Source organism: Ruegeria meonggei (genome assembly GCF_042768335.1).
Taxonomy (GTDB): domain Bacteria; phylum Pseudomonadota; class Alphaproteobacteria; order Rhodobacterales; family Rhodobacteraceae; genus Ruegeria; species Ruegeria meonggei.
Map to the genome: position 1 here is coordinate 18,789 of NZ_JAXHBT010000001.1, position 12,490 is coordinate 31,278.

At 57.8% G+C, this 12,490-nt stretch carries 12 protein-coding genes; 6 read left to right on the forward strand and 6 right to left on the reverse strand.

Annotated elements, in window-relative coordinates:
• Positions 1-251 precede the first annotated feature (251 nt).
• Positions 252-485 (reverse strand): Flp family type IVb pilin, encoded by a 234-nt coding sequence (locus tag SJY13_RS00090; protein WP_377186151.1) that lies wholly within the window; start codon positions 483-485, stop codon positions 252-254.
• Positions 486-839: 354 nt separating this feature from the next.
• Between SJY13_RS00090 and SJY13_RS00095 the strand changes: the two genes are divergently transcribed.
• A complete protein-coding gene (locus SJY13_RS00095; RefSeq protein WP_377186154.1) occupies positions 840-1,706 on the forward strand; it encodes a lytic transglycosylase domain-containing protein in 867 nt (288 codons plus the stop codon).
• Positions 1,707-1,748: 42 nt separating this feature from the next.
• Here the strand turns inward: SJY13_RS00095 and SJY13_RS00100 are convergent, their stop codons facing one another.
• From SJY13_RS00100 to tldD, 5 genes are all read right to left on the reverse strand, one after another.
• Complete coding sequence (locus tag SJY13_RS00100; protein ID WP_085824522.1) at positions 1,749-2,375, reverse strand: 3-oxoacid CoA-transferase subunit B; 627 nt, start codon at positions 2,373-2,375, stop codon at positions 1,749-1,751.
• Positions 2,375-3,079 carry a CoA transferase subunit A gene (locus tag SJY13_RS00105; protein WP_377186157.1) on the reverse strand — a complete coding sequence of 235 codons (705 nt, stop codon included), beginning with the start codon at positions 3,077-3,079 and terminating at the stop codon, positions 2,375-2,377. Before SJY13_RS00105 ends, SJY13_RS00100 begins: the two co-directional genes overlap by 1 nt.
• Positions 3,080-3,168: 89 nt before the next feature.
• Positions 3,169-5,811 (reverse strand): type I DNA topoisomerase, encoded by a 2,643-nt coding sequence (gene topA / locus SJY13_RS00110; RefSeq protein ID WP_377186160.1) that lies wholly within the window; start codon positions 5,809-5,811, stop codon positions 3,169-3,171.
• A gap of 174 nt (positions 5,812-5,985) precedes the next feature.
• Entirely contained in the window at positions 5,986-7,122 is a 1,137-nt protein-coding gene (gene dprA, locus SJY13_RS00115) for a DNA-processing protein DprA (RefSeq protein WP_377186163.1), read from the reverse strand.
• A 237-nt stretch (positions 7,123-7,359) separates the two neighbouring features.
• The gene (gene tldD / locus SJY13_RS00120) at positions 7,360-8,781 is read right to left on the reverse strand and encodes a metalloprotease TldD (protein ID WP_377186166.1); all 1,422 of its coding nucleotides are present in this window, start codon (positions 8,779-8,781) and stop codon (positions 7,360-7,362) included.
• Between the two features lie 176 nt (positions 8,782-8,957).
• Between tldD and coxB the strand changes: the two genes are divergently transcribed.
• The 5 genes from coxB to SJY13_RS00145 all read left to right on the forward strand — a co-directional run bounded on the left by coxB (position 8,958) and on the right by SJY13_RS00145 (position 12,474).
• Positions 8,958-9,869: a cytochrome c oxidase subunit II gene (coxB, locus tag SJY13_RS00125; RefSeq protein WP_377186169.1), complete on the forward strand. Its 912-nt coding sequence runs from the start codon at positions 8,958-8,960 to the stop codon at positions 9,867-9,869.
• Positions 9,870-9,946: 77 nt separating this feature from the next.
• Entirely contained in the window at positions 9,947-10,903 is a 957-nt protein-coding gene (gene cyoE, locus SJY13_RS00130) for a heme o synthase (protein ID WP_377186172.1), read from the forward strand.
• The gene (locus tag SJY13_RS00135) at positions 10,900-11,061 is read left to right on the forward strand and encodes a hypothetical protein (protein WP_200818615.1); all 162 of its coding nucleotides are present in this window, start codon (positions 10,900-10,902) and stop codon (positions 11,059-11,061) included. Before cyoE ends, SJY13_RS00135 begins: the two co-directional genes overlap by 4 nt.
• Positions 11,061-11,636, forward strand: coding sequence for a cytochrome c oxidase assembly protein (locus tag SJY13_RS00140; RefSeq protein WP_085824529.1), 576 nt, complete (start codon positions 11,061-11,063; stop codon positions 11,634-11,636). Before SJY13_RS00135 ends, SJY13_RS00140 begins: the two co-directional genes overlap by 1 nt.
• Positions 11,637-11,658: 22 nt before the next feature.
• Positions 11,659-12,474 (forward strand): cytochrome c oxidase subunit 3, encoded by an 816-nt coding sequence (locus SJY13_RS00145; RefSeq protein WP_085824530.1) that lies wholly within the window; start codon positions 11,659-11,661, stop codon positions 12,472-12,474.
• Positions 12,475-12,490 lie beyond the last annotated feature (16 nt).

Genomic DNA, 12,490 nt, shown 5'->3' on the forward strand with positions numbered 1-12,490 from the left:
TGCTCACACCGGACAATGCGTTGCCGGTTTCGGAGTCCACGTGTTGGATCGGGTCGGCGAAGTTCAACATGACAATTATGCCGAAGCCAATGACAAGCGATGTTAGCACTACCCAATCGACAGTTACGGCGCCGTCTTCCCTTGATATGAAGTCTTGAAATTTTCTCATCGCGGGTTTCCTGAAAAAAAGGAAAAAAAAGGGGGTCGCGTTCTTATGATCGCGGCCCCCTTCAGAAATCTATCAGAGCTTATTAGCCGCCCGTAGTAGAAGTAGTAGTGCTGCCGCCGCCAACGGACACGTCAGGCGCAGATACAGTCACACCCGACAGAGCGGTGTCGACTTTACCGGCCAGGGCGTCGGTACCACTGCCAACCTGAGTGTAGGCAACGGCGGCCAGGCCAACTACGGCTGCGGTCAGAACGACCCAGTCAACTGTTACGGCGCCGTCTTCGTCTTTGCGGAAGTTCTTGATAAATTTGATCATGTTGTGTCCCTCCTAAAGGATCTAAAAGTCTGTTAAACCTCGGCGTCTTCCAGAGCTTCGTCTCTCAGTCCGCTCCCGATCGTCTCGGTATGGCATTATGTTTGACGGGTAGGCGTGGCAGGAATTGGGCCAAACACCATTTTTTTCCGCCACAACTTAACTATTTGGTAGTTTTTCTCGTAATAAGCTGAAATTAAACAATAAAAAATTTGGCATGAATGATGTCGCAGTGTGCCGGCGATGCAAAATTGCGCCAAATGAGGCAAAATCGCCCCAATTCGCTGTGTTTTTCTAGCCTTATGACAGGATTCAAGGTTCAAACTGCCGAAAAGATAAAACTAAGAGGCAGGCAATATGAATCTCCGGGACGCAATAACCTGCGCCGGCGTTTTGGCGTTGATGATGACGGGACCTGTATCCGCCGTCGCAAATGAGATTGAACCCAGAGGCGTATATAAGAGAGTGAAGGCGCCAAAACCGGGTGCGCGCCCAAAGGTGACCGTACAAATCTCCCCCGAGGAACATGCCGCAGCCCCGTTTGCGCCCAGCACCGGGGACGAGATCATAGTTCCGGAAATCATCGCACGCACCAAGGTTACGCCCCCAAACCTGCCGCAAGGCACGGCAGGGAACAAGCCGGTCGGTTCCTACAAGGCGTTCTGGGAAAGGGTATCACCTGCGCTGGCAGAATCCGGGTCTGGGCGGTTGGATGATGCAATAAAAGCGCTTGCGGCGATCAACGTGGCCTCGCCGCGTCTGCAGACCCTTCAGAACATCGCCGAACAGCAGGGGATCGAGATTTTGCGGTCAACCGTGGGCACAAGTGTCTCGCCCGCGCTGGTTCTGGCGGTGATATCTGTCGAGTTGGCGGGACGCTCGGATGCCGTCAGCTCAGCAGGCGCGCAAGGGCTGATGCAATTGATGCCCGCCACGGCCGCGCGATTTGGCGTTCAGGACAGTATGCATCCCGCCCAGAATATCTCAGGCGGAGTGAAATATCTGAACTGGTTGATGGCAGAGTTCGGCAATGACCCGATCCTGGTGCTGGCGGGTTACAATGCGGGTGAAGGATCCGTGCGTAAACACAAGGGCGTGCCGCCGTATTCCGAGACGCGGGATTATGTGCCAAAAGTGCTGGCGGCGTTCCAGATTGCCCGAGCTTTGTGTTCCACGCCACCGCAGCTGATATCAGACGGGTGTGTATTCCAAACTCTGAACTAAAAAAGGCCCACCTGATCCGGTGGACCTGTTCTTTATGTGCGGTTAGTTGACGACTGTCGCTTCGGTCGCGTCGCGAATTTCGTCCTCGGTCACACCTTCGGCGGTCTCGACGATCTTGAGGCCGCCATCGACTACATCAAGAACGCCCAGATTGGTGATGATGCGGTTCACCACTTTCTTGCCGGTCAAGGGCAGGGTGCATTTCGTCAGCAGCTTGGACTTGCCGTGCTTGTTGGTGTGGTCCATCACCACGATGACGCGGCCAACACCGGCCACAAGATCCATCGCGCCGCCCATGCCTTTGACCAGAACACCGGGAATCATCCAGTTGGCCAGATCACCTTCTTCGTCGACCTCCATAGCGCCCAGAACAGCGGCGGCGATTTTGCCGCCCCGGATCATGGCAAAGGACGTCGCGCTGTCAAAATAGGCGGTGCGGGACAATTCGGTGATCGTCTGCTTGCCTGCATTGATCAGGTCCGGGTCCTCTTCGCCTTCAAACGGGAAGGGGCCCATGCCCAGCATTCCGTTTTCCGATTGGAGGGTGATGTCCTTGTCGCCGACGTAATTCGCCACCAGCGTCGGGATGCCGATGCCGAGGTTCACATACATGCCGTCTTCCAGCTCTTGCGCCGCGCGGGCGGCCATCTGATTGCGGTCCCAGGGCATTATGCGTCCTCCGTCTTGCGAGTCGTGCGCTGTTCGATGCGCTTTTCATGCGTGCCCTGAATGATGCGATTCACATAAATGCCAGGCAGGTGGATAGCGTCCGGATCCAACGAGCCGCGCGGAACGATCTCTTCCACTTCTGCCACACAGATTTTGCCACAGGTGGCAGCAGGCACATTGAAATTACGGGCGGTCTTGCGGAACACCAGATTGCCAGTGTCATCGGCTTTCCAGGCTTTGACAATGGCCAGGTCGGCAAACATGCCTTCCTCCATTATATATGTCTCGCCGTTGAAGTCCTTGTGCTCCTTGCCTTCAGCGATGACCGTGCCCACGCCTGTTTTGGTGTAAAAGCCCGGGATACCGGCCCCACCGGCCCGCATCCGCTCGGCCAGGGTCCCTTGCGGGTTAAACTCAAGCTCAAGCTCGCCGCTCAGGTACTGACGCATGAATTCCGCGTTTTCGCCGACATAAGAGCTGATCATCTTTTTGACCTGCTTGGTCTGCAGCAGGATGCCGATGCCGAAATCATCCACCCCGGCGTTGTTGGACGCGAAGGTCAGGTCCTGTGTGCCGGCTTCCTTGATTGCTTCAAGCAACAATTCCGGAATACCGCACAGGCCAAAGCCTCCGGCTGCGATGAACATGCCGTCATGCAGCAGCCCGTCGAGCGCCTCGGCTGCGTTGGCATAGACTTTCTTCATGAAAAAAACTCTCCCAATGACATGGTGGTGGGCAGGTTGTGCCGCCACGTCACCGGGAAGTCAACGAAACCAAGGGGGTGATGGTATTTCTACTTACTCGCCGCCTTCTTGGTGGCTTTCTTCGCGGCGGGCTTTTTCTTGGGGGCCGCTTTCTTTTTGGAGCCCTTCTTGGCTGCACGCTCGTTGACCAACTCAATAGCCATTTCCTGCGATACGTCCTCGGGTTTGATGTCTTTGGGGATGGTCGCGTTGACCTTTTCCCACTTCACATATGGCCCATAGCGCCCGTCCAGCACCTGCATCGCGCCGCCATCGGGGTGTTCACCCAGTACTTTCAGCGGTTTGGCCGCCGCTTGGCCGCGCCGACCGGGATTGGCACGCTTTTCGGCCAACAACTCGACCGCCCGGTTCATACCGATCTCGAACACATCGTTGGGGTCCTTGAGATTGGCGTAGACCGGTTTGGCGTCTTCCGGCATCTGATGCATGATGTAGGGGCCGAACCGCCCGAAATTCGAGCTGATCATGCCGCCTTCGGGATGTTCGCCAATCTGGCGGGGCAGGGACAACAGCGTTAGCGCCTTTTCCAGATCCAGATCGTCCTTGCTCCACCCGCGCGGCAGCGAGGCGCGGGGAGGTTTCTTATTCTCAGGCGTTGGCTCACCCCGCTGAACATACGGCCCAAATCGGCCGGATTTCAGCCAGATCTCGTCGCCCGCATCCTCACCCAACAGGCGTTCTTCACCCTGCGCGCCTTCTCCGGCGATGGGGCGCGTGTAAGTGCATTCCGGGTAGTTGCCGCAGCCCACGAACCCGCCGGTGCGTGAAGTTTTCAGGTGCAGCTGACCCGCGCCGCATTTCGGGCAGATACGCGGGTCGGACCCGTCTTCGCGTGGCGGATAGAGCTGCGGTGCAAGCGCTTCGTCCAGTTTGTCCAGCACTTCGGATATCCGCAATTCGGATGTCTCGCCAATCGCCGCAGAGAAGTCGTGCCAGAATTTGCCCAGCAGGTCCTTATAGTCACGCTCACCGGCGCTGACATCGTCAAGCTCACCTTCCAGATTTGCGGTGAACTCATAGCCAACGTACTGGCGGAAGAAGTTCAGCAGAAAGATCGTGACGATCCGGCCCTTTTCCTCGGGGATCAGCCTGTTCTTGTCCTTGCGCACATATTCGCGGTCCTGAATCGTGGTCACGATCGAGGCATAGGTCGATGGCCGCCCAATCCCCAATTCCTCCATGCGTTTGACCAGCGTGGCCTCGGTATAGCGTGGTGGCGGCTGGGTGTGGTGCTGCAGCGCAAGAACCGCTTCGTTTTCAGACAGAATGGCTTCTTTCGCGGCCCGATCCGTGCCCTCACTGGTCGCTTTGGCGAACTGATCCCGCAGCGAGGTTTTGGCAAATCGCGCCGGGTCGCCCTGCATGATCTGGGGCAAGCGCTTGTCATCCTCGTCGGCCACATCATCACGGCCTTCTTCATAGACGCGCATGAAACCGTCAAACATCACCACCTGACCGGTGGCGCGCAGGCCGACCTGGCCATCATCACTGCCGATTTCGACCGTCGTACGTTCCAGTCGGGCGGCGGCCATCTGACAGGCGATGGTGCGTTTCCATATCAGGTCATAGAGCTTGCGCTGATCTTCATCCGTGACTTTCAGCGCTTTGGTGTCCCGCGCCATATCCGTCGGGCGGATACATTCGTGGGCTTCCTGCGCGTTCTTGGCCTTGTTCTTATAGATACGGGGGCTGTCCGGCACGTATTCCGCGCCATAGCGGTCGGCAATCGTCTCGCGGGTTGCGGTCACAGCCTCGGGGGCCATGTCGATACCATCGGTCCGCATATAAGTAATGTATCCGGCCTCATACAGTCGTTGCGCGACCTGCATCGCGTGCCGCGCGCCCATGCCAAACTTGCGGCTGGCTTCTTGTTGCAGGGTCGAGGTCATGAACGGCGCGCTGGGGTTGCGTGCTGCGGGTTTGGCCTCAACCGACGTGACGCTAAGGGCGCGGCTGGTGATTGCCTGTACCGCCAGCTCGGCTTGCGGGGCGTTTGCCAGATCATGTTTGTCCAGCTTTTTGCCGGCCAGCGTGACCAGACGGGCCTCAAATGTCTGGCCCCGAGGGGTTTCAAACAGGGCCCGGACCGACCAGTATTCCACTGGTTTGAACGCCTCGATCTCCATCTCGCGTTCAACGATCAGACGCAGGCAGACCGATTGCACCCGGCCCGCGGATTTGGCACCCGGCAATTTTCGCCACAGCACCGGAGACAGATTGAACCCCACCAGATAGTCCAGCGCGCGGCGGGCCAGATAGGCCTCAACCAGCGGCATGTCGACCTGACGGGGGTTTTGCATCGCTTCGGTCACGGCGTCTTTGGTAATGGCGTTGAAGGTCACGCGGCTGACCGGCGTGTCCTTCTTGATCGAACGGCGTTTGGTCAGCGCCTCTTGCAGGTGCCAGCTGATCGCCTCGCCCTCGCGATCGGGGTCAGTGGCAAGGATCAGGGCGTTGTCTTCTTTCAGCGCGTCGGCGATGGCTTTGACGTGTTTACGGCTGTCGTTGCCGACCTCCCATTTCATGGAAAACGCATCCTCGGTATCGACCGATCCGTCCTTGGGCGGCAGGTCCCGAACATGCCCATAAGACGCCAGAACCGTGTAGTCAGGGCCAAGGTATTTATTGATCGTTTTGGCTTTGGCAGGGGATTCTACAACAACTACAGGCATTTAAGGGAAAACCTCGCTCGACGAATAGGGCGCCTTCTATGACCGTGCAAAATGTGTAGGGCAAGAGCGAATTGTCAATGCGTTCCTTTGAACATGCGAAATTGACGGGGATATCAGCCTGATATGTCACAAAAGAGCCGCCGCTTTTTCGGTCTGAGTTTTGAGAATTGAGGCTCAAGCCTGCAGTGACAACAATCCGCCGGGCTGACGCAGGATTCGCCGGTCCAGTTCCAGATCGACCAGCGCCGGGCCGATTTCCCCGGCCGTGGCCGCGATGTCGCGGATCAGTTGGTCTTCGGCAATCGGGGAGGGTCCCAGCCTTGCTAGGATCTCACTATGTAGGGACGCCTGCGATGGGACAGAGGCCTGCTGGACGTCAGGTTGCGGGTCAGACATCGGCTCAAGCGTTTCGGGTTGCCGCTGTGGCAACGCTTCGATCACGTCCTCGGCAGATCGCACCAGCGACGCACCATCACGGATCAACATGTTGCACCCGGCGGCGCGGGCATCAAATGGATGGCCGGGGACAGCCAGAACTTCACGGCCTTGGTCCAAGGCGTCCCGCGCCGTAATCAGACTGCCGGATTTGGCGGCAGCCTCAACCACGACAACCGCCTGGGACAGGCCTGAGATAATGCGGTTGCGGCGTGGAAAGTAGCGCGCTTGCGGCGTCACGCCCATCGGTTGTTCAGAAACCCGCAGCCCGGATTTTGCGATATCGCCTGCCAGATCGGTGTTTTCCGCCGGATAAACCACGTCTACACCGCCAGCCATCACTGCAACGGTTCCGGTTTTCAGCGCGGCCATATGCGCCGCGGTATCAATCCCGCGGGCCAGGCCGGACACTATGGTGTATCCTTCCTTACCCAAATCTGCCGCCAGTCCGCGTGCCATTCGCGCACCTAGCGAGGAACAGTTTCGTGCGCCGACCATCCCGATCGACTTGCGCTGTAACGGAGAAAGGTCCCCAATCGCCCACAACATCGGAGGAGCATCGGAGAGGTCGTTCAATGCGTCGGGGAAATCAGCGGACCCAAGGCACAAAAGCCGCGCATTTGCGGCTTCTGCGGCCTTGAGTTCCGCCTCAATCACGCCGGGTGGGCACGTTTCATACCCTTCAATTCCGGCAGCGCGTGCCACTTCCGGCAGCGCGGTCAGCGCGTTCTGCGCTGAACCATGTTCCCGCAACAGTCGACGAAACGTCGCCGGACCTACCTTGCGAGAGCGCAACAGGCGAAGCCAGGAAAACCTGTCCTCTTCCGTGGTGGGTGGGAGTGTGGGGTGATTGGAAGAAAGCTGCTCTTCGGTCATCCGTCGCTCCGCCTAGTTGCAGAACTGGTTTACGGCTGTCGGGGTTAACAGCTTGTGAATCCCATCAAATTTTCCGGAAAATTTTCGTGAGTCACCTTTCTGGTTCACTTAGATCTTTGAAAAGTATGAATTAAAATCCAAGCCCAATTTAGACTGGGCGCGCTGGAAAGACCGCGCGCCCTCAACGGGCAAGGCGGGGCGTTAACCCTGCTTCCCAACTTGCAGGCCGATTCTCTGTCAGGTGGCCGAGCCGCCGACCGTCAGACCATCCAGCAAAACGGTGGGCTGGCCGACGCCCACCGGCACCCATTGACCATCCTTGCCGCAGGTGCCCATGCCGGGATCCAGCGCCATGTCGTTGCCCAGCCCCCGAATGCGTTTCAGCGCCGAAGGCCCGTCGCCGATCAAAGTGGCCCCTTTGACCGGCGCGCCGATCTTGCCATTTTCCACCCGATACGCCTCGGTGCACGAAAATACGAACTTGCCATTGGTGATATCCACCTGACCTCCGCCAAAACCCACGGCCCAGATGCCGTCTTTGATATCGGCCACAAGCGCCGCCGGATCGGCGTTGCCGCTGAGCATCACCGTGTTGGTCATCCGGGGCATGGGTTTGTGAGCATAGCTCTGGCGCCGACCGTTGCCCGTAGGTGCAACACCCATCAGGCGTGCATTCTGGCGGTCCTGCATGTAACCGGTCAGGATACCATCTTCGATCAATACTGTGCGCGAACTGGGTGTGCCTTCATCATCCACAGTAATCGATCCGCGCCGGTCAGCGATGGTGCCATCATCAACCACAGTCACGCCCTTGGACGCAATCTGCTGTCCCATCAGCCCGGCAAAGGCTGAGCTGCCCTTGCGGTTGAAATCACCCTCAAGCCCGTGGCCGATGGCCTCGTGCAGCAAAATACCAGGCCAGCCGGGCCCAAGGGCGACTTCCATAACACCTGCTGGGGCAGGCACAGCATCCAGGTTGACTAGCGCAATCCGCAACGCCTCGCGGGCTTTATCCTGCCAATCGGCCGGGTCAATCAGGCCATCCAGACCTACGCGACCACCGCCTCCGGCCGATCCGCTTTCACGGTGTCCACTCTGTTCGACAATGACCGAGATGTTCAGCCGCGTCATTGGGCGCACGTCGCGCACCTGAACACCATCGGGTCGCAGGATTTCGATCTCTTGCACCGTGGCAGCGATAGAGGCGCTGACCTGCACAACACGCGGGTCCAGATCGCGGGAAAAAGCGTCGATCTCGCGCAGAGTCTCGATTTTCACCGGAAAGCTGGCGGATTCGATCGGGTCTTCATCCGTATACAGCCGTGTGTTGGTCGCCCGGGGTGCCCGCGCCAGCGTACCGCCGCCATCACCTACGGCCAGACGCGCGGTTTCGGCCGCGCGCTTCAGGGCCGGAATCGAAACATCCGTGGAATGTGCGTACCCGGCGACCTCTTTTTGCACCGCGCGCAGCCCGAATCCCTCGGACGCGTCATAGGATGCTGTGCGCAAACGACCATCATCAAAGACCAGAGACTCGGATTTTCGCCGCTCGACGAACAGTTCTCCATCCTCGGCCCCGGCGGTGGCAGATCGCAAAACCGCAAGCGCTTCGTCCAGTGGGAGAGCGCTTTCAAAGGGGCGAAATGGGTCGTTGGACATCGGATGGGACCTTTCGAGTTTGATCCAGATCAAAAATAGCGTCTGTTTGACGCAAGCATTTTGCTTTATCTACCCGCAGGAATATGGTTTTTAACGCGGCCAAAGACAACGGGTGAGGTGTGACCGATTTACACCTTTTCGCCAGGGACGCAAAGATCAAACGATCAGGACAGAATATGAAGAATGCTTTGATGCTTTCGGGGCTTGCAACGGCCCTCTCCAGCCTACCCGCCATGGCTCAGGAGCTTGAGATTATTGGCAAGCCGGTTGATGGCGGTTTGAACTTCCAGCCTGCGGCCACCAATCTGGCCGCCGGGATTCACCGGTTGGACGGTATGATTCTGGTAATCATCACTGCGATCTGTGTGTTTGTTGCGGGCCTGCTGCTCTATTGCATCGTGCGCTACAACTCGCGTGTGAACCCAAAACCTGCCCAGTTCTCGCACTATACCCCGGTCGAAATCGCATGGACGCTTGGGCCGATTCTAATTCTGGTCTTTATCGGTGCTTATTCGCTGCCGGTTCTGTTCAAGCAGCAGGAAATCCCAGAAGGCGATGTGGTGATCAAGGTGGTCGGCAACCAGTGGTACTGGACCTATGAATATGTGGATCACGACTTTGCATTCGACAGCTATCTGCTGGGTCATCCCGCGACATTGGACGAGGGCGTGCGCCCGGCAGACGCTGATGTAACCCCGTTTGTTCTGGATGACGCGATGCGCGCCAAGCTGGCTGATTCCGGTTACAGCGATGATGAGTGGCTGCTGGCCACCGACACCGCCGTTGTTGTTCCTATTGGCAAAGTCATCGTCATGCAGGTGACCGCATCCGACGTGATCCATTCCTGGACCATCCCGTCTTTCGGCGTAAAGCAGGATGGTGTGCCGGGTCGGTTGGCTGAACTGTGGTTCGAGGCCGACAAAGAAGGCATCTACTTCGGTCAGTGCTCAGAGCTGTGCGGCAAGGATCACGCCTATATGCCAATCACTGTCAAAGTGGTCAGCGAAGAGGCGTATGAGCAGTGGCTGCAAGGTGCCCTAGAAGAATATGCTGGTCAGCCCGCAAACTTTCAGATTGCCGCAAACTAAAACGGGTACGCGGCCTGATTGATACATGATGCAGGCTGCGCGAGTTTCGCGCAGCTTTCGCCCCAAAAGGACCAGAAATGAGCGACGCAAGCTTCAATGCCAGCACCGTAGCCGCGCAGCCCCGCGCGGACGAGGCCAGCTTTGGCGATTACTTCGCCCTGCTGAAGCCGCGTGTGATGTCGCTGGTGGTTTTTACCGCTCTGGTTGGTCTGCTGGCGGCACCGGTGTCTGTGCACCCCATTGTTGGTTTCTGTGCCATCCTGTTCATTGCCATCGGCGGCGGTGCCTCGGGTGCGCTGAACATGTGGTGGGATGCGGATATCGACAAGGTGATGAAACGCACCAAAGGCCGCCCGATTCCGTCCGGTAAGGTCGAAGAAGGCGAAGCGTTGGCGTTGGGCCTGGCGCTGTCAGGCCTGTCCGTGATCATGCTGGGTCTGGCGACAAACTGGTTCGCCGGTGCTTTCCTGGCCTTCACGATCTTTTTCTACGTCGTCATCTACACCATGTGGCTGAAACGTCTGACCCCGCAGAACATCGTTATCGGCGGCGCGGCAGGGGCCTTTCCGCCAGTGATCGGCTGGGTTGCTGCGACGGGTTCGATGTCGATCGAGCCGTGGTTGATGTTCGCCCTTACGTTCATGTGGACACCACCGCATTTCTGGGCGCTGGCGTTGTTCATGCGCTCGGATTACGACGATGCTGGCGTGCCTATGCTGACTGTGACCCATGGGCGTCGCGCCACACGTTGGCACATTCTGATCTACACCGCCTTGCTGGCAATGCTGGCCGTAGGCACATCTTTCTCGGGCATCGGCGGTCCAATTTACCTGATGGTAGCTGTGGTGATGAACGCATTGTTCCTGCGCGGCGCTTGGCAGATTTCGCGCCGGACCGAAGATGATGCAGAAGCCGATAATTTTAAGGTCGAGCGCTCTTTCTTCAAGCTGTCGCTTCTCTATCTCTTCCTGCATTTCGGTGCGGTTTTGGTTGAGGCGCTGCTAAAACCCTACGGGCTGGGAGGCTGGTCATGAGTTTGCGCAAAAGCCACGAGCTGCACCAGCGCCGCTTTAGCCGCAACCTTGGGGTTGGCCTAACGCTGGCGGCCTTTATCGTCATAATCTTTGGCCTGACGATCGTTAAGGTCGCTGGCACGGATTTCGGAATGGCGACGCAAGAGGTGCAGAACTGATGCCGCTGTCGGGACCTCAGAAGACAGTTGCTCAGACCGTGGGCGTCGTCGTCCTGATGGGCGGTTTGGCCTGGGCGTCCGTGCCATTTTATGACTGGTTCTGCCGCGTCACCGGATTTGGCGGCACCACCGGTGTGGCCGAAACCGCGCCCGAGGACATTCTGGATCGTACTGTCACAGTTCGGTTTGATGCCTCAAAAGCCAAGGATATGGCTTGGGAATTCAAGCCGGTCGAGCGCGAGATGGAAGTGCGCATCGGCGAAACCGGTTTAGCCTTTTATGAAGCCTATAACCCGACCGATCGTCCGATTGCCGGGCAGGCGTCTTACAATGTGGCGCCCTATTCGGCCGGCGGGTATTTCCAGAAGATCGCCTGTTTCTGCTTTGAAGAACAAGTTTTGGAACCTGGTGAGCGGGTCCAGATGCCCGTGACCTTCTTCGTCGACCCGGAAATGGTCGACGATCTTGAAGCCAAGTATGTGCATACGATCACTCTGTCGTATACATTCTACGAAATTGACCTGCCCGAGGGCTATGCCGCCCTAGAGACGCAGGCTGATACAAACACGAACTAACGCCTGTAGGTGAGGGACGCTGATGGCACACGCAAAAAACCATGATTACCACATTCTGAGCCCATCGATCTGGCCGCTGATCGGCGCGGTCGGTGGCTTTGTAATGCTGTTCGGAGCTGTCCTTTGGATGCATGGGATCACCCCGTGGATGTTCTGGGCCGGCCTGATTGCCGTTCTCTACACCATGTTCGCCTGGTGGTCCGAAGTCGTGGCCGAAAGCCGCGCCGGGGATCACACGCCGGTTGTTCGCATTGGCCTGCGCTATGGGTTCATCCTGTTTGTCATGTCCGAGGTGATGTTTTTCTTTGCCTGGTTCTGGTCGTTCTTCAAACATCGCATGTACCCGATGTATGACTATGCTGGGACCGAGTACATCCAGCCGGATATTCACGCGGTTGACCCGTTCCATCTGCCGCTGATCAACACGCTTGTTCTGCTGCTGTCGGGCTGTGCGATCACCTGGGCGCACCACGCGCTGGTTCACGACAATGACCGCAAGGCGCTGATCAACGGTCTGGCCATTGGTATCGTTCTGGGCGTCGCGTTTACCGCGCTTCAGGGCTTTGAATACTACGAACTGCTGGCCCATGAAGGCTGGAAATTCGGCGACGATCAGTTCTATTCGAACTTCTTCATGGCCACTGGTTTTCATGGCTTCCACGTGATTATCGGCACTATCTTCCTGTCGGTCTGTCTGATCCGCGCCTTGCGCGGCGACTTTACCCCGGAAAAGCACGTCGGGTTTGAGGCCGCAGCCTGGTACTGGCACTTCGTTGACGTTGTCTGGCTGTTCCTGTTCTTCGCCGTCTACATCTGGGGCCAGGCCCCGCTGATGTAACGCCGAACAGGCTGTT

What these genes read in the sequence shown, in the direction of transcription:
- SJY13_RS00090 (WP_377186151.1), bottom strand. Translation starts at nt 485, where the DNA reads ATGATCAAATTTATCAAGAACTTCCGCAAAGACGAAGACGGCGCCGTA.
- SJY13_RS00095 (WP_377186154.1), top strand. Translation starts at nt 840, where the DNA reads ATGAATCTCCGGGACGCAATAACCTGCGCCGGCGTTTTGGCGTTGATG.
- SJY13_RS00100 (WP_085824522.1), bottom strand. Translation starts at nt 2,375, where the DNA reads ATGCCCTGGGACCGCAATCAGATGGCCGCCCGCGCGGCGCAAGAGCTG.
- SJY13_RS00105 (WP_377186157.1), bottom strand. Translation starts at nt 3,079, where the DNA reads ATGAAGAAAGTCTATGCCAACGCAGCCGAGGCGCTCGACGGGCTGCTG.
- topA (WP_377186160.1), bottom strand. Translation starts at nt 5,811, where the DNA reads ATGCCTGTAGTTGTTGTAGAATCCCCTGCCAAAGCCAAAACGATCAAT.
- dprA (WP_377186163.1), bottom strand. Translation starts at nt 7,122, where the DNA reads ATGACCGAAGAGCAGCTTTCTTCCAATCACCCCACACTCCCACCCACC.
- tldD (WP_377186166.1), bottom strand. Translation starts at nt 8,781, where the DNA reads ATGTCCAACGACCCATTTCGCCCCTTTGAAAGCGCTCTCCCACTGGAC.
- coxB (WP_377186169.1), top strand. Translation starts at nt 8,958, where the DNA reads ATGAAGAATGCTTTGATGCTTTCGGGGCTTGCAACGGCCCTCTCCAGC.
- cyoE (WP_377186172.1), top strand. Translation starts at nt 9,947, where the DNA reads ATGAGCGACGCAAGCTTCAATGCCAGCACCGTAGCCGCGCAGCCCCGC.
- SJY13_RS00135 (WP_200818615.1), top strand. Translation starts at nt 10,900, where the DNA reads ATGAGTTTGCGCAAAAGCCACGAGCTGCACCAGCGCCGCTTTAGCCGC.
- SJY13_RS00140 (WP_085824529.1), top strand. Translation starts at nt 11,061, where the DNA reads ATGCCGCTGTCGGGACCTCAGAAGACAGTTGCTCAGACCGTGGGCGTC.
- SJY13_RS00145 (WP_085824530.1), top strand. Translation starts at nt 11,659, where the DNA reads ATGGCACACGCAAAAAACCATGATTACCACATTCTGAGCCCATCGATC.